14 protein-coding genes are annotated in these 17,164 nt (G+C 59.5%); 4 read left to right on the top strand and 10 right to left on the bottom strand.

Features of this window, described 5'->3' with window-relative positions:
• Positions 1–81: 81 nt before the first annotated feature.
• From HU718_RS11555 to HU718_RS11545, 3 genes are all read right to left on the bottom strand, one after another.
• Positions 82–1,185 (bottom strand): SCO family protein, encoded by a 1,104-nt coding sequence (locus tag HU718_RS11555; protein WP_186613465.1) that lies wholly within the window; start codon positions 1,183–1,185, stop codon positions 82–84.
• On the bottom strand, positions 1,182–3,989 hold the full coding sequence (locus tag HU718_RS11550) for a multicopper oxidase domain-containing protein (RefSeq protein ID WP_186613467.1): 2,808 nt from the start codon (positions 3,987–3,989) through the stop codon (positions 1,182–1,184). Before HU718_RS11550 ends, HU718_RS11555 begins: the two co-directional genes overlap by 4 nt.
• Before the next feature lie 355 nt (positions 3,990–4,344).
• The gene (locus HU718_RS11545; RefSeq protein WP_186613469.1) at positions 4,345–5,793 is read right to left on the bottom strand and encodes an ATP-binding protein; all 1,449 of its coding nucleotides are present in this window, start codon (positions 5,791–5,793) and stop codon (positions 4,345–4,347) included.
• Positions 5,794–6,473: 680 nt separating this feature from the next.
• On the opposite strand from HU718_RS11545, the gene HU718_RS11540 reads away from it, so the two are divergent.
• The 4 genes from HU718_RS11540 (at position 6,474) to HU718_RS11525 (ending at position 12,101) form a co-directional block, all read left to right on the top strand.
• Positions 6,474–7,820 (top strand): hypothetical protein, encoded by a 1,347-nt coding sequence (locus tag HU718_RS11540; RefSeq protein WP_150794777.1) that lies wholly within the window; start codon positions 6,474–6,476, stop codon positions 7,818–7,820.
• A 35-nt stretch (positions 7,821–7,855) separates the two neighbouring features.
• Entirely contained in the window at positions 7,856–10,084 is a 2,229-nt protein-coding gene (locus HU718_RS11535; RefSeq protein ID WP_186613471.1) for an Ig-like domain-containing protein, read from the top strand.
• 73 nt (positions 10,085–10,157) lie between these two features.
• Positions 10,158–10,622 carry a curlin gene (locus HU718_RS11530; protein ID WP_053119098.1) on the top strand — a complete coding sequence of 155 codons (465 nt, stop codon included), beginning with the start codon at positions 10,158–10,160 and terminating at the stop codon, positions 10,620–10,622.
• A 27-nt stretch (positions 10,623–10,649) separates the two neighbouring features.
• Positions 10,650–12,101 carry a curlin gene (locus tag HU718_RS11525; protein ID WP_186613473.1) on the top strand — a complete coding sequence of 484 codons (1,452 nt, stop codon included), beginning with the start codon at positions 10,650–10,652 and terminating at the stop codon, positions 12,099–12,101.
• A gap of 142 nt (positions 12,102–12,243) precedes the next feature.
• Here the strand turns inward: HU718_RS11525 and HU718_RS11520 are convergent, their stop codons facing one another.
• The 7 genes from HU718_RS11520 to HU718_RS11490 form a co-directional block, all read right to left on the bottom strand.
• Positions 12,244–12,603, bottom strand: a complete 360-nt coding sequence (locus HU718_RS11520) for a hypothetical protein (protein ID WP_224795170.1) — start codon at positions 12,601–12,603, stop codon at positions 12,244–12,246.
• Positions 12,604–12,694: 91 nt separating this feature from the next.
• Complete coding sequence (locus tag HU718_RS11515) at positions 12,695–13,393, bottom strand: hypothetical protein (protein WP_134667717.1); 699 nt, start codon at positions 13,391–13,393, stop codon at positions 12,695–12,697.
• Positions 13,393–13,899, bottom strand: a complete 507-nt coding sequence (locus tag HU718_RS11510) for a PAAR domain-containing protein (RefSeq protein ID WP_186613475.1) — start codon at positions 13,897–13,899, stop codon at positions 13,393–13,395. The genes HU718_RS11515 and HU718_RS11510 overlap by 1 nt, the downstream gene beginning before the upstream one ends.
• Before the next feature lie 35 nt (positions 13,900–13,934).
• Positions 13,935–14,180: a type II toxin-antitoxin system RelB family antitoxin gene (gene relB, locus HU718_RS11505; RefSeq protein ID WP_122610255.1), complete on the bottom strand. Its 246-nt coding sequence runs from the start codon at positions 14,178–14,180 to the stop codon at positions 13,935–13,937.
• A 152-nt stretch (positions 14,181–14,332) separates the two neighbouring features.
• On the bottom strand, positions 14,333–14,560 hold the full coding sequence (gene relB, locus HU718_RS11500) for a type II toxin-antitoxin system RelB family antitoxin (RefSeq protein WP_122610256.1): 228 nt from the start codon (positions 14,558–14,560) through the stop codon (positions 14,333–14,335).
• 155 nt (positions 14,561–14,715) lie between these two features.
• Positions 14,716–15,087, bottom strand: coding sequence for a DUF6124 family protein (locus HU718_RS11495; RefSeq protein ID WP_186613477.1), 372 nt, complete (start codon positions 15,085–15,087; stop codon positions 14,716–14,718).
• Between the two features lie 1,207 nt (positions 15,088–16,294).
• Positions 16,295–17,155, bottom strand: a complete 861-nt coding sequence (locus HU718_RS11490; RefSeq protein ID WP_007919403.1) for a CsgG/HfaB family protein — start codon at positions 17,153–17,155, stop codon at positions 16,295–16,297.
• Between the last annotated feature and the right edge of the window lie 9 nt (positions 17,156–17,164).

Here is a 17,164-nt window from a genome sequence, read left to right as displayed (position 1 = left end):
GAGTTTTATATCGCGCTGCTTACAGCCATCAGTGTAGGTGGCTCTGACCGCGACACACGGTTCAATGATGCTATTTCGCCGCTACTGCATACGACTCAACGTCGCGGCGCTATCGCCCGGTTTTACTGGCGTCAAAGCGCTGTCGGCCAGGGCTTTCGCGGACGGGTGCTGACGCTCGGTTTCATCGCTGAGGAAGTCGATGATCGACTGCACGGACTGCTCGTCGAGGCGCAGGTTGGGCATCGGGATTCGCTCGAACTGTTCGTACAGCTGCACGGCAATTGGATCTTTTTCGGCGAGCAGGCGATCCGGCTCACGAATCCAGCGGTTCAGCCATTTGGCGTCGCGGTTGCGGGTCACGCCGATCAGATCGGGGCCGATGCTGCGCATGCCAATGCCCTGGCCATCCATAGGGCCAAGGCTGTGGCACGAGGCGCAACGGGTGCGGAACAATTCTTCGCCATTGCTCGGCGGGCGAATGTCCGGAGCGTTGGCGTAGCTTTCCTCGATGCTCGGCTGTTTCCAGTTCTGCAAGGTGTTGGCCAGTTGATCGGCGAGGATCCACGGGTTCTCGAACGGCGAGGCCTTCATCCAGCGCCCGGTGCTCTGGTTGCCGACGATCAGGCTGAGGTTGTGATCCTTGCTGCGTCCGTTGTCGACGCCGTCGATGAACAGCCCGAGTTTCTTGCGCAGGTCGGTGACGTCTTCGAATTCGCCGGTGAGAAACTTCCAGCCGGGGCCGACCTTGAAACGTTGCGCGTAAGCCTTGAGCACTTCGGGGGTGTCGCTGAGCGGGTCAATGCTGATCGAGTAGAAAAAGATGTCCTGGCCGACCCGATCGCCGAGCAGTTTCTGCACCTGGCGCAAGCGCGCGGTTTCCAGTGGGCAGGAATCGCTGCACGAAGTGAAGATAAAGTTGATCACCACCACTTTGTCTTTGATCAGGTCATCGAAGAAATGTACCTGCCGACCGTCCTGATCGGTCAGCAGGGTATTGGGGAAATAGTCGCCACCCCACGGGGTGGCGGATTCACTGGCCGCTGGCTGTTCGCCAACGCTGGCCTGGTGCGCCAGCAGCACGCGGCTGCCGAGCACACAGGCCACCAGCATCAGCACCAGGTGCATGCCCAGCGCCCGGGAGCGCGGGGTATGCAGCGGTTGGCTGTCGCCGTGGCGGCGGTTCATGGCTTGACCACCACTTGTGGGCCAACACCGTCACCGTTGCGGAAGGTAGGCAGCGCGGCCGAGTTGACGTAGCGCACACCGTCCCAGCTTGGCAGTGGGGTTGGCATCAGTTGCAGTTGCCCGGGTTTCTCCAGGTCCCAACGCAGCAGCATCGAGTTGTCTTCATGCTGGGTGTTGTGACAGTGCTCCATGTACGTCCCGGCAAACTCGCGGAAGTTGATCGCCATCTCGACGCTGTCCAGACCATCGGCTTCGGAACCGATGCGGTAGACGTCCTTGCGTGCCCATTTTTCCCATTCCGGTGGGGTCTTGCCGCCGCGACTGAGGATGATCCCCTCCTCGAAGTGCACATGCACCGGATGGCTCCAGCCCTTGCCGCCGGCCTTGATGTTCCACACTTCGAGGGTGCCGAACCCGGTGATACCGGCATCGGTCGGGCCGCTCGACAGTTGCGTCGAAGCGTTCAGGCGACGCGGGTCCATGTGGAAACCGAAGCCGCCGTCGGTCTTGACCGTCCACGGCGCTTCATCGGTGCCGTCGGAGCGGCCGAAGGTGAAGGTGCGGTGGCGGGCCTTGGCCAGCACGGCTTTGTCGCCAGCATTGTCGCGGTGAAGCTTCAGCGGGATCATCACCAGCCCTTCAGCCTTGCCGGGTTTGGCCGGTTCGTAGGCTGCCGGGTTCATCGCCAGATCCTGACCGGTGTAGGCCTTGACGTTGAGTTGCAAGACCTTGCCCACCGCCGGATCGCCTCTGTCCCACTGCGGGCCCTTGCTGGTCTGCTTGATCACCGCCAGGTATTTCTCCGAGAGGATGTCACCCAGCGAGATGACATCTTTGGGTCCCTTGCCGTCGTCGTGAGCCTGCAGGTTGACGAAGAACAGCTTGTCCCCCGGTTTGATGCCGTTTTTCGAGAAGTTGACGATGATGTCGAAGCGCTCGGCGATGCCCTGAGTCGGCAGGATCGCGTTGTGGTTCTGTTTATCGCCATCGGCGTCCAGATCCATGCTGCCGTCGAACGGTACGCTGTGTTCCATGATGTTGCCGTCGTTGGCGATCATGTGGAACGGCACGCGGCTGTACGTCAGGCCGGAATTTTTCGGCCCTTGGAACTCACCGCCGCTACCTTTGATTTCCCGCACCAGCGCCAGTTTGAAGTAGCGCGACACCGAGCCGTTGAGGATGCGGAAGCGATAGCTGCGTGCGCGCACGTCGAGGGTCGGTTTCCACTGCCAGTTGACCAGCAACTGGTCACCGAGGAAGCCGTCGGTGTTGAACGGGTTGAACCACAATTGGCCTTCCTGATCCCAGGCCTTGTCGGCGAACACCAGATTGACGTCATAGTCGCGGTTGCCCCAAGGCAAGGCACTGCCGCTGGGCAGACGCAGGTTGACGCCGTCGTTCACCGACTCGTTGCCGCGATCCAGCGCGCTGTAGTAGTTCATCATCGCCGCGTTGCCCTTGTAGACGTTCTGCGCGGTGAAATCGAGCATGTGATCGTGGAACCAGTGGGTGCTCATGGTCTCGCGCCAGTCGCCACGAATCTTGATGGTGCCGTGGTCGCAGGTTTTCTTCGCGGGCGCCATGTCGTTGACCCACAGGGTTTCTCCCGGTGCGCACGGGAACGCGGCGCGCGGGTCTTCGGCCTTGGTGTTGATGCTGTCGTAACCGGCGAGCTGTATCGGCCAGCGATAGTCGTAGAACTGCCCCGGGAAGAAGAACGCGTTGGCGTAGCCGTCGCTTTCCGCCGGCGCGTGACCGTTGTGTTCGTGGGTGCTGATGGTGTGCAGGCCGAAACCGTGGTTGGCCGACGGATCGATCGGCAAGCCGTTGTAGTGGCGCATCATCACCGGTTGGCCGTAGCGCACCATCAACAGTTTCGGCGGCAATGTGCCGTCGAAGGTCCACACCGAATTGTGGTTTTGCGCCGGCATGGCCGGGTGGAAACGTGGGTCGACGCCTTTGGCGGTGCCATCGGTCGCCGGTACGCCAGCGACGTTGTGATACAGGCCGCCGGGGCCGAATTCGCCGACGGCGTAATGGTGCATTTGCACACTGTCACGCAGGCCACCATTGAGGCGTGCACCGGTCTGCGCGGTTTTATAGGCGACTTGCGGGTAGAACTCGTTCCAGCGCTGGTGCGCCCAGCCCTTTCCTGGCGGCCGGCCTTCGGCGGATGAGCCGATATGGCGGTTGAGGTACACCTCGATCTGCGCCTGCCACGGATTGCGGTCGACGACGTTGGCGAACTGGCTGGGGAATGGCGTCAGACCGGGTTGCCGCAGGAACGCATCGAGGGCGGTGCCGGGTGGCGCGCTGCGGGCGATGTTGGTCGGGTCCTGAGCCGGTGCCGGGCCAATCGCGGCCGGCGGAAATGGCAGCGGCGCGGCCGGGGTGGTCGGGTCGAGCTTTTCCGGGCCGAATTCTTCGAACAGGGTCAACTGCTGGGTGAAAGGCTGCGCGCCATAGAGCGGGCTCGGCTTGCCGTTGGTGGGGTAGTTGAAACTGGTTTGCACGGAGGGTGGCAGGACGTTTTCGATACGCGTTTCAGCGCGATCGCCTTTGACCCCGTCCGGCAAATCGAAGGAATCTTCGTTGGCCTCGGGCAGGGTCAGGATGTTGTTGAGCGCCCCGGCGCGGTCGGCCGGTTCATCGTAGTACGCCGACGGGTCGGAGACTTCTGGCTGTCGCTCATCATCGATGGGACTGGCGCGGACGCCGGTCATGGTGCCGATGGTCAACATCAGAAAGACGCTCAACGGCGTCAGCAAAAAGGTGTTGCTTGGGTCACGCGTTGTTCTGTCCATCACCAGCCGCCTCATCAAGGAAGGGGTGATGGTGTTTTGCAACTAGTGCGCCAAGAAATTATTTCCAGTTGTTACAGGGAGTTGAGGGTGCTGTGGGTTTCCCCACCCCCCGGTGACCGGGGCTTGACACCCACTGGTGGGGGAAGTTCAGAGAAATTTTGCCGGTTTACGGCACTAGCTGAAACGCCAGACGAACGGTGGTTGATCGTTCCCACGCTCTGCGTGGGAATGCCTCAAGGGACGCTCCGCGTTCCATGGGACGCAGAGCGTCCCCGGCTGCATTCCCACGCAGAGCGAGGGAACGATCAGTCGATAGATCGCAGTCTTCGGCAGTCCGCGAAATGGAAAAGACCCGTCATTGGACTAATTGGAATGCCAATCGAACCGAGGTGCCCTCGCCTTCGCGGCTGTCGAGGGTCACGCCGCCGCCGAAGCGTTCCATGATGCGTTTGACCAGCACCAGGCCGACACCCAAACCACCCGATTTGGTGGTGAAAAACGGCCGGAACGCCATGGTCCGTTGCTCTTCGTTCATGCCTTTACCGGTATCGCTGAGCACCACGCAGACGCCACGGTCGTCGCTCGGTTCCAGGCTGACGGTCAGCGTGCCGCCCTTGTCCATCGCTTCGAGTGCATTGGCCAAAAGGCTGTTGAGGATTTGTGTCAGTTGCACCGGTTGGCTGAGCACCATCGGCGTATGTTGCGGATGAAACACCACCCTCACCCCGGCCCTGGCGATCTGTTGTTCGAACGCCACCAGGCTTTCGTGCAACGTCGCCACCAGGTTCACCGGTTCCGGGTCATCGTTGAGTGGTCGCAGCGATTGCAGCAGCTCGCGCACCCACTTCGACATGCGGTCGACCTGACCGATGATGTCGTTGATGTTCTTCTGCGCCGGGCCGGCGTCGAACTCAAGCGCCAGTTCGGCACTGGAGCGAATGGTCGCCAGCGGATTGCGCAAACTATGCGCCACTGCCGAGGACATCTCACCCAGCGCGACAAAGGTCTCATTGGCGATCAGTTGTTTTTGCTGGGCCGCGAGCAGAATCGCCGCGCGCCGGACGATCCAGTACAGGCCCAGATAAATCAGCCCGCCGCCCAGTGCGGTGGCCAGCCAGATCAGAACCAATCCGCGCTCCATGCGGGCGATCAGATCCTTGGGTTCCTTGTAGATCTCGACCATCGCCGTGACGTTCTTGCCCTCGGCGTCGAACAGCGGAATGTAGTTCTCGATGAAGATGTAGTCCGGCGGCGTGATGAACTTCTGCTCTTCACGGGCCTTGTCGACGTCGTGGTAGCTGGCGGATACCGGAATCTTTTCGTTGAAGGCGCGATCGAGGTCTTCATCGGCATGAATGCTGGTACCGATCAGCACCGGGTTGGTCGACCAGATTACTTGGCGGTCGGGCGCATAAATGTTGGCGAGGATCACGTCCGGCAAGTGTTCGATGTGATCGAGAAACTCGCCCCGTGCATCGGCCCGGGCTTGCGGACTGACGTCGGGAAAGTGCATGTCCTGACGCGGATCGAGCAATTCGCCCATGGTCCGCACATTGGGAATCGACACATGGCGCACCTCGGCCGAGGCGATCGCCTGAATGAACTGCGCGGTGAGCAAGGCATCGCGCTGCACGCTTTCATCAATGACAAAACGCGTCGACACCGCGCCAAGCGCGATGGCCACGGTACCAATCACCGCCATGCTGATCAGCGAAAACCAGCGCAGCAGGTTGAACGACTGCTTGCGCGAGCTCAAGCGCAGATTGCCCTCCTCGACCGGTAGCGATTTCGACTGCATGTTCATGGCGGCGACTTCCCGATACATCCCTATAGGGTTATAGCCCACGGGTGGGGGTTTGCCCGGTTGCGGGGATATCGACCCGATAAGACCGCCCAAACCACCACAAATCCCTGTAGGAGCGAGCTTGCTCGCGAAGGCGGCAGGTCAGTCGACATTTCTTCACAGGAAGTCCGCTTTCGCGAGCAGGCTCGCTCCCACAGTGGCTTGTTTCGCTCACCTGTTTTGTGTTCACCGAAGAAACTTGTGGGAGCGAGCCTGCTCGCGAAGGCGGCAGGTCAGTCGACATTTTCGTCACAGAAAATCCGCTTTCGCGAGCAAGCTCGCTCCCACAGTGGCTTGTTTCGCTCACCTGTTTTGTGTTCACCGAAGAAACTTGTGGGAGCGAGCCTGCTCGCGAAGGCGGCAGGTCAGTCGACATTTTCGTCACAGGACGTCCGCTTTCGCGAGCAGGCTCGCTCCCACAGGTTCTTCATCTGACAGACGTTCAATGTCATCCCCACCGTCCCCGATTCTGGGGAATGACGCCCTTTCCCCGCTGGCCAAAAACCTGACCCTTCTGCGCGTCAAGCCCTCTATTCCGGCCCTCTCCCGCCCATCCACCACACCTTGGCATGGAAGGTGTACAGGCCCTGTGCAACTGACCCATCCCCAAGGGGCAGGTACTTTGATAGAGGGATTAACTCATGCACCCTTTACTGTCCAAAACCGCGACTGTCCTGGTCGTGAGCGCATTGGCCCAGGGCATCGCCCAGGCTGCTTTGTTTGCTGTTGATCCGGGTCCGTACACGCCGGCCAACGGTGGTTTCGCCAGTTGGTATCAGGACTCCCACGGTCGCACCCTGGATCTGTGCCTGTCCAAAGCGCTCAGCTCCCGAGTACCCAGCGCCCCCGGCGCGCCGTCGTACATGTGCTCGCTGCTGCCGACCCCCGGCGTGTTCGATGACGCTCAGCCGATTGTCTTCCCGACAAACTTTCCCGATGAAGCGTTCTGGTTCACCGGCGAAACGGCCCTCGTCGACGCCGCACGGGGGATTGATCTGGGCTACGTCAGCGCCATCGAAGCCGCATTCGCCGCTGAAGAACCGGTCGAGGGCGATCAAGTCAGCTTCGCCCGAATCCGTATTCGCGTCGACGTGCCCACCGCCGGCACCTATGTCATCACCCACCCGTATGGCGTCGACGTGTTCAACATCGATACCCCCGGGCGGCGCGCGATCAACATGACTCGCGACATTGGTATCGGCACGCCGAAAACCTATGACGGCGCGCTCAAGGGTGACATCGGACCGTTCCTGCGCAGTGTCAACGGCCCGTACACCGAGACCAACCCGCTGACCGGTGCCGCCGAACAATTCGTTGGCGACCCGAACCTCAACGAAGCAGTCACCGGCAGCCCGTTCAACACTAACTACGTGCGCATCGAAGGCCCTAACGGCCTCGATCTGCGGACGAACGTGTTCGCCGTCTCCGGCAAGTTGTCGACGGTGGTCCGGCCAACGCCAATGATCACCCAGCGCAGCACTTACTCGCGTAAAGCGGGAACCAGTGCGCCGGTCGCCCAACAAGATGTGTTCGTCCTCGCGCCGCCAGCGCCAGGCACTGTCGCCGTGACCAGCAGCACCCCGGTGCTGAACATGACCGAGGCCAACTCCACCGGCAGTTGGTACGCGCAATCGTCGGCCAACCCGACCTTGCCGACCACCCTGCAAGTGACTGCCGACAACCACCTGGCCATCGCCAGCAGCACGCCGACCACCCTGCCCATGACCCTGACCGACCTGGTGGTGATCCAGAGCGCGCAATACAGCCTCAGCTCCGGACAACTCACCGTGGTCGCCTCGACCAGTGACGAAACCTCGCCGCCGGTACTCACCGCCACCTCCGGCAGCGGCGCCGCCATTGGTGCGCTGGGCGGCGACGGCGCGGTGAAAACCCTGGCCACCGGGATCTCGCCGATCCCACCGGCCAAGGTTCGGGTGACGTCGTCCAACGGCGGCAGCGATACCGAAGAAGTGGTCATCGTGCAATGAACGCTCACATGCCCAGATCCGCATCAGGAGGCATCATGAACAAGTGGCCACGCTTTGCGCTCAACGCGCTCGGGCTCGCTCTCTCGCTGACCGGCAGTGCCTATGCGCAACTCGCCGCCGTCGACCCCGGCCCCTACACCTTCGCCACCGGGAAATTCCCGATGTGGTATCAGGACGAAAATCAGCTATCGATGGAGCTCTGTCAGTCGCGCGCCGCCAGCTCGCGAGTGGCGGCCAGCGTGCCACCGGCCTACATGTGCATTCTGCTCGCCGAGCCGGGTATCTACGATGATGCCCAGCCGATGATTTTCCCAGACAACTGGCCGCCGGAAGCCTTCTGGTTCCTGGCTGAAACCACGATTGCCGACAACGCTGCCGGTTATGGTGTGGACGCCTATGTCGCCGGGATCGAAGCGGCATTCGCCTCGGAAAATCCGGCCGATGGTGATCAGCAAAGCTTTGCGCGGATTCGCATCCGGGTGAACGTACCCGTTGCCGGCACCTATACGATCACTCACCCGTATGGCGTCGAGACGGTCAATGTCACCGCACCCGGACGCCGCGCGATCAATATCACCCGCGACATCGGCATCGGCGCACCGGGCAATTTCACCGGTGCCGTCAATGGCGCCATCGGACCGTTCCTGCGCAGCGTCAACGGCCCGTACACCGAAGTAAACCCGGACACCGGCGCCACGGAAACTTTCGTTGGTGACCCCAACCTCAACGAAGCGGTGACCGGCAGCCCGTTCAACACCAACTTCCTGCGCATCACCGGGCCTGCCGGGACGATCCAGTCAAGCGTGTTCAGCCTGTCCGGCAAAGTGCTCGACAACCGTCAGCAGACCCAGGTGGAAATCGACCGCGCCACCTATCGCCGCACCGCCGCTGGCGTGCGTGCCGAAGTGTTTGCCAAGGCAAGCAACAGCTCGACCCTGTGCTTCCGCGAAACCGTGGCGCTGCTGCCCGGCCCACCGCCAACGCCGTGCCAGACCAGTCTGCTGGGTGACAACAATGGTCTGTTCTTCGGCCACCGCTTGGGCACTGGCGCGGTACCTCCGGTAGTCGTCGTGACCGCCACCAACCCCGCCGGCACCACGCGTCCGACGGCCGTATCGGCCAAGCTCACCGACGTGGTGAAAGTGCAGACCGCGCGCTACAACTGGGCCAACCACAGCCTGCTGATCGAAGCGACATCGAGCGATGAAGTGGCGATCCCCGACATGGTTGCCCAGGGCTACGGGCGTCTGTCGAAAACCGGCACTCTGCAGCGCATCACCGTCGCCGACCTGACTCAGCCACCGGCCACCGTGACGGTGAAATCTGCCGCTGGCGGTGGTGACACCGAAGCGGTCGTGGTGGTCGGCAGCGCGCCGGACACGGGTGAAAACCAGGCGCCGATGACCAACGCCGACAGCGGCAGCACCAGCTTCGGCGTGCCGATCACCCTCAGTCTGTTGACCAACGACAGCGATCCCGATGGCAACAACCCACTGGGCATCACCGCGTTGACTCAACCGGCCGCTGGTCAAGGCACCGTCGCGCTCAACGGCACCACATCGGTGGTCTACACGCCGCCAGCGGTAGTCAACGCGCCACTGACCACCACCTTCACCTACAAAGCGCAGGACGCCAAAGGCCTGGCCTCGGCCAACCCGGCGACCGTAACCATCACCGTCGCGCCCAACCAGGCACCGACCGCCGTCGCCGACAGCGTCGCCACTCTGGGCGTAGCGATCCCGATCAACGTGCTGGCCAACGACACCGATCCGGAAGGCAACGTGCCGCTGGCCGTCAACAGTCTGACCCAACCCGCCGCCGGACGCGGCACGGTCAGCACTGACGGCACGGTGATCACCTACACCCCACCGGCCACCGTCACCACGGCGTTCACCACGACCTTCACCTACATCGCCCGGGACGCCTTCGGTGCCCTGTCGACGCCGGCCACGGTCACGGTGCAAGTCTCGCCACGGCCAGCAGCAGAAACGTTCGCCGTCACCGCGTCGACGGTGCAGGCACGCTCCGGCGGACGCTTCAACTGGGACTTCACCGGCACCTCGTCAGTGACCACCGGCAACACCATCACCGTGCAGGTCACCACCCCTTCCGGGCTGGTCACCCTTGGCACCACCACGGTGCCGTTGACCGGACGCTGGCGGCTGACGCTAAACAACACGCTGGTGGTGCCATCGGCCAACCCGACCGCGACGATCCGCTCGTCTCAGGGCACCGTGCGCACGGTCTCGGTGACCACGCTGTAGGCCAGATCCCCAGCCACTTTCGGGTGGCTGGGGCACGGTTCTCAACCGGATAACGCCACACAGGATTTTCGCCATGAACACGCCGACCGCCGCCCTGCTTTGCCTGCTCCTGCTGTGCAGCAGTGCAGGCGTGCGTGCCGACGACCTGATGGACAACGACGACCTGGCCCCAACCAGCAGCGACCTCGGCGAACTGCCCCCACCGGTGGGTCAGCAAGCCCTGATCGACCAGCTCGGCCAGGCCAACGTCGCCCTGCTGCAACAGAACGGTCAGTCGCTGCTCGGGCAGATCGTGCAGTCGGGCAGCAATCAGGAAGCGTACATCCTGCAACAGGGCAGCGACCTGATGGCGCTGATCAACCAGAACGGTTCCGGCAACGCCGCCTCCATCACCCAGAACGGCAGCCATAACCGCGCGCAGATTTCGCAAAACGGCAACAACAACGACGCCAGCATCGAGCAGGCCGGCGCGGGGCTGCAAAGCGCCGTGACCCAGTCGGGCAACGGCATGAGCGTTTCGGTCAAGCAATATCGCTAAGCACTGCCAATCATCGGAGAGTTCATCATGTTCAAACTGACGCCCCTCACCGCCGCCATCCTGGTCATGATCAGTGCCCAGGCGATGGCCGACGACAGCCTGTCCAACCAAAGCCAGGTCGGCACCGCCAACATCGCCGACGTGAAACAGACCCAGGCGCCGTTCAGCACCGCCACCCAGACTCAACTGGGCCAGGGCAACGACGCCGCCGCCGTGCAAGACCACGCCACCAGCGTGATCACCCAGGACGCGGTCGGCGACTACAACGCCGGTTACGCGGAACAGCTTTACGAAGACAACGCCACCATCACCCAGCAACAAGTCGGCGCCTTCAACACCGCCCACGCCAGCCAGTCGCTGGGCTTCGGCTCACCGAACAACGCGCTGCAACAGCAGCAAGGCACCGGCAACTTCTCGTTCATCTATCAGGACTCGCAGAACGGCAGCGAAGGCAAAACCTTCCAGTTCGGCGACAGTAACGAAGCCAACATCGAGCAACTTTATGAAGGCAGCGGCAACAGTTCAGTGATTACCCAATACGGTACCGCCAACTACGGCACCGCCGAACAAGTGCTGCACAACGGCGGCCAGATCGGCATCAACCAGGCCGGCGAAGGCAACTACGCCTACGGTGACCAGCGCAACGGCACCGGCGGCAACATCAGCATCAACCAGTTCGGCAACCTCAACGGCACGGAAATCTGGCAGGACGCGCAACTGGCCAGCCAAGCCACCGTCAACCAGTACGGCGACAGCAACGAAACCGTGGTCGACCAAAGCTTCGGCGAAAACAACACCGCCGCCGTCACCCAGGTCGGCAACAGCAACGCGATCTACGCCGACCAGTTCGAAGCGGTCAACTCGACACTGGCGCTCTATCAGGTGGGTAATGGCAACGTGCACTTCACCTACCAGAACGGCGACAGCCACGTGCTCAACGCCACGTCCGTGGGCAACGACAACAAGGTCTACGCCAGCAACTGGAAAGGCCCGCAATCCGGCGGCCAGTTCGGCAGCGGCCAGCGTGCGACCGTTACTCAGGCGGGCAATGGCAACATCGCCAGCTTCACTCAGGATGGCGTTGGGCAAGTCATGACCACGCATCAGACCGGGACGGGCAACAAGACCACGGTCAGTCAGGCTGAGTCGTATAACGAGCTGTACTTTGATCAGAATGGTAGCGACAACATTCTGATCTCGGATCAGCGCGGGACGGGCAACCTGATTCAGGGTTCTTCGAATGGCACGGGTAACAGTGCTGAGTTCGATCAATCCGGGACTGGCAACCAGGCGTATACCGCGCAGTTGTATGGCAGCGACAACATGATCACTGTTAAACAGGCGGATACGATGAACGTGGCGTATGTGACCCAGGGCGGCACGGGGAACATTGCCAATGTCGATCAGAGTGGGGTTACGCAGACGGCGAATATTCAGCAGTTCGGGTCGGCTAACCAGGCGACGGTGTTGCAGCAGTAGGGTTGGGTGTTGATGGGCCGCGATTCTCTGGTGAGGGGGGTCGCGGTTTTTTTTGGCCTATGCAGGAGCTGTCAAAGGCTACGATCTTTTGATTTTGCTATTGAAGATCAGAAGATCGCAGCCTTCGGCAGCTCATAGTCGATCAATCTGGCATTGAACGAATAATGTCGGCCAGATCATCCTTGGTTAATTCATTGGCCTTAATGGCGGCAGCGATATCTTTTTTGGAAAGCGGAAAACGCTTGAAAATTTCTTTCAAAGTATCTGCATCCACATTTGCCAGCCAGAGCGGATCAATAAAAGAACCACCATACTCAGGCTTCATGGGCACTTCTTCGTGAGCAATCGCGCCTTTATGATTCAGATACACCACATAACGATCGTGACCTTCAGGAAAGCTTTTATCGTGGTAGAGCGTAGTGCCCAGAGGCAGGACATAGAAATTATCGTCGCCATTTGGACCTTCGATAAGCAACGGTTCTTTAGTTTTGATCATTTTCATATCGTGCCCCTTCGCAATATCATCAGAAATCAGAAAAGCCAAAAAAATCGCATTTACGGATAAAACTGCCACCAGCCAAAGGCCAAGTCGCCTATTTGTAAACATTTTTCTTATCATAAGGTGCCTCGGTATTCGCTTCGAGCATGGCTTGCAAATCCGCTGGCATAAAAATTCCGTCCTGCGGACTACTTTGCGTACGCGCTGCCTGTCTTTCAATGAAAGAAAGACCGCGCATCTCATTATATTTCGCCGGATTATGCACAATTGGCTTACCCGAAACTTTTGCTCCTGCAATTGTTACGGTTGTGCAGTTATTCGTAGTTGGATGATAGTTTGAAGGCAGGACGTAACGTGCTGACGACGCTGTCTTTCTTCTCTGTTCTTTTTGTTGAGCGACAATACCGTCGAAATGGGCGATAACAGCCTCAGCCTTAGCATTATCCAAAAAATAAACAAAACCAGTTGTTGTACGCCCCAAACTATTCTCACCAGAGATATACGTTTTGAAGGACGTCCAAACATTCAACACACCCTCCCCCTCGCTATCGAAGGTTCCCCATGTTTTGCCATAACGACCAAAATCGTAGGTGATGTCTTTGCTACCAACCACCACGTGTAAAGCTGCGTGCCCGAAAGGATGCTCTTCTTTATCGCGGGTATAGGGACCACCAACCAGTATTTCCATATAGGCACCTGACACGACTACCTGATTAGTCTTTGTAGTTTTTCCTGATGCGCCTGTATTTTTTGCTGCCTGTGTGGTGCTGTTAGTTTTAGTAGGCTGAACCATTAAAGATGTTCCGTATCTTCAAGTTTCGGAAACTTTATGCTGCAACTCCCTCTAGGAATATTTGCAACATGCACAAAGCCATTTTCGTCAAGGACGCCAGTCATCAAGGTTCCATCCGGCAGCGTCAGTTCATACGCCTCATTGGCGATGGGCTCATCTTTTTCGTTAAGCAACTGAAACTCGACAAAAGTCTTTTCTTTCAGAAACTGCGAGAAGAAGCTAGTGGAAGCGCCACCACCAGACTCACCGACGAAGGTGTCGGGTGATCCGGCAGTAATCGTCGCTCCGCATGCTGTTTGGGAGCCAACATGGCCAACGTCTTTCCCCAAACCGAAAACATGGGGAGCGCCCGTCGTTATGGGGTTGCTGCCGTGAAGAGGACAGGAATAGATATCTCCTACCAATGCCACGGGCATTGAATTAACAAAAATAGGACTTGATCCAGTGGAAATGTTTCCGCCGTGACTCCCTGGGTCTCCGAGCCTTGCGACTGGCTTTCCTGCCATCGTTTCTCTCCTTTGAATATTACAATCAACCGATGTTACCTGATCTTTGATGACTCCTGAACGGTCAAGGATTCATCGTTGTCAGACGCCTCAAGTGCCTCCTGCTTGCGCCGCACCCTTTCCATCAATGCCTCGATCTCTGCCATTACCTGCTCATGCGGAATGTTCGGACGCGGGTCATCGAGTGACTTCTGGACTTCGGCACGGAACCAGCGGTCGTAGCTGGCCGCCTGCTCTTCGTTTTCGAAATCTGCAATGGTTGTGGAAAACAGGGGATCCATGGTGCCTCCGGACTGAGGGTGAAAACGCGGTCTCTGTTCTTGATCGTTCCCACGCTCTGCGCGGGAATACCTCTCGGGACGCTCCGCGTTCCAAATTACGAATTTGACGCAGAGCGTCAGGGGCTGCATTCCCACGCAGAGCGTGGGAATGATCAACGTGGGAGCGCCGGGTCTACTTTGCGCAACGTCTCTTGAGTTTCATGCTTGATTCGCCGTTCCGTCATCAATGCCTTCATATCTGCCATTACCTGCTCATTCGGAATGCAGGGGCGCGGATCTTCGAGCGATTTCTGGACTTTGGCACAGAGCCAACGGTCGTAGCTGGCGGCCTGTTCTTCGCTTTCGAAATATTGAACGGTTGTGGAAAACAGTGGATCCATGGTGCCTCCGGACCGAGGGTAAAACCCTGTCTCTGTTCTTGATCGTTCCCACGCTCTGCGTGGGAATGCCTCTCGGGACGCTCCGCGTTCCAAATTGCGAATTTGACGCAGAGCGCCAAGGGCTGCATTCCCACGCAGAGCGTGGGAATGATCAATCAGCCATCCTTCAGCTCGACGTGATCCAGCGCTTGATTCACCGCCAGTTCGCCCAGCATGACGACTTGTGCGATGCCCAGTGCGGTTTTGCGCTGTGAGGTTTCCAGCGAGGCGGCGAAGTTGATGAGCATTTCGCTGGCCGAGCCGAGGGTTTCGCTGGCGTTGGCGAGCAGGGATTCGGTGTTGTACCTGGGGTTGGCGAAGTACATGGGTTCCGGCTCGTTGACGCTGGACATGATGTGGGCGGTTGGGTTGAGGTAGAAATCGAGGGCGCGGTCGGCGGCTTCGTGGAGTTTTTTGCTGTCGACTGAGGCGTAGGGGGATGTGGTGTTGGTGTCTGACTCTGGGGGGTTGGGTGTTGGTTTTTTCATGGTGATTCTCTCTCATTGATAGTTGCAGCTGGCCCATTCGACTTCCAGGAAAAATGGGTGGCAGCTGTACGCAGGCTGGAAATCCGGGAGAGAGCAACCCGGCAGACACGAATGTCTCCCGCGCACAACCGCCATAACAGAGTGCACACAATGAAAGTGCGCAAGCATACGTTATGAAAGGCGTATCTGCTCTCTCGTGTCTTCGGGTTTCCATGCCCGGTCGCTGAATTGGCAGCGACGAACACAGGCTAGAGACCGGACGTCCGACGGACAACCTGAAAACCTTGTGGGAAGGTTCCGTCGATTCAGACACTTCTTTAAACACACTTCAGATCGCAGCCCCTCACCCTAGCCCTCTCCCGGAGGGAGAGGGAACTGACCGAGGTGTTTGGGAGATGTACGCCGACGTGAAATACCGAGCTGAATTCAGATTTTTAAGCGTTGAAGCAAGAGCCCCCTCACCCTAGCCCTCTCCCAGAGGGAGAGGGGACTGACCGAGGTGTTTGGGTGAGGTACGCCGACGTGAAATACCAAGCTGAATTCAGGTTTTGAAGCGTTGAAGCAAGAGCCCCTCACCCTAGCCCTCTCCCAGAGGGAGAGGGGACTGACCGAGTGGTTTGGTAGAGGTACGCCGACGTGCGATACCCCGTTGAACTCAGATTTTGAAAGGCCCAAAAATCGGCTCCCTCTCCCTCGGGAGAGGGCTGGGCGGGCGGCGTTCCGATGAGGGGCGAATCCACCACAAATCCAAAGCCGACCACGCTGTGCTCCTCACCACTCAATAGGCCGAGTGTCAGCTCGCCTGCTCTTGATCTTGACCCACGGGCGACGTCGGAAGGCTGAGTGGAGGGATTGATCCGGGCGTGGGAGCGCAGCGACCGTTTGGCGCAGCCAAACACAGCGAGAGGAGGTGCAGCGAAGCAAACCGTAGGCGCTGCGCCCGGATCGGTCCCGTAGCGAAGGAACCCCGAGCCCCAGCGAGCGGGCCGCACGTAGGAGCAAGCCTTTTTGGTTACTTTTTCGGCGTTTGGAAAAGGTGACCCGCCGTAAGGGCGGAACCCTAAGCAGCCATTACCGCAGAAACGGATATGTACTCAGTCAAAAAGAACCCCGCCGCCTGACAAAAAGCCTTCGCGAGCAGGCTCACTCCTACAGGTTTAAACCGGGTTCAGCCAAAAAAACCTGGTCGGCCCGAAGGCCGCCACGTTCACTCCGCCTCCGGATCCACCTTGTTCTGGCTCAAATACCGATTCAACACATCATCCTGCCCAGGCACAGAAGCGTCCCCCGCCACCTGCCACAACCGCCGCTCAATCCCCTGCGCCACCATATGCCCCACCGCCGCCTCAATCGCCGACAACACACACAACTGCGCCGGCTCATTCGTCGTATACCCAACCTCAGCCTCAAGCAACTTCTTGAACTCGATAAACTTGAAAATCCCCGCACTGCGCGCCACCGAATAAATCGTCTTGCTGGTCATCACATTCGCCAACACCTGCCCACTGCGCACATCCACCGCACGCAAATTCACGGTCACCTGATCCACCCGATATTCGCGCTGCAAATCAATCCCCAGATACCGCGCCCCTTCCCCACCGCTACGCACATTCGTGTCATAGGCGATGATCCCGCCTTCAAGCATCATGTTCGCCGCCTGCAACGGTGGCAGCTCACCCTGAATATTCACCGGCGTATTCGGCTTCTTCTGCGACGCGCGAATAATCTTGCGTTCAGTCAACAGATTCTGCAGCCCTTCCCGCTCCAGCACGACAAACCAGCCACTGGCCTGCATCGCGTCCATCAACATCGACGCCGCACCCTGGGTCACGCTGGTGGAAAACGAACTCGCCGGCGTCGGCTTGTACTGCCCGGTCTGGTCACGGAAGCCGTACACCACCGCCATCAACCGGCCCTTGGGTCGCGGCATCTTCAGCAAGTCGTAATAAGTCGAGGCCCTGGGGGTCAGGGTCGGGGTTTCGGTGTCCTGCTCGGCCGACATCGGCTCACGCAGACTGCACCCTTGTAATGTCGCCAACAGCAGCCCTAACGCGATGATCTTTTTCATGTCCGTCAC

The sequence above is a fragment of the Pseudomonas tensinigenes genome, assembly GCF_014268445.2.
In the GTDB taxonomy this organism is placed as follows: Bacteria; Pseudomonadota; Gammaproteobacteria; order Pseudomonadales; family Pseudomonadaceae; genus Aquipseudomonas; species Aquipseudomonas tensinigenes.
This window is presented reverse-complemented; position numbering and strand designations above follow the sequence as displayed.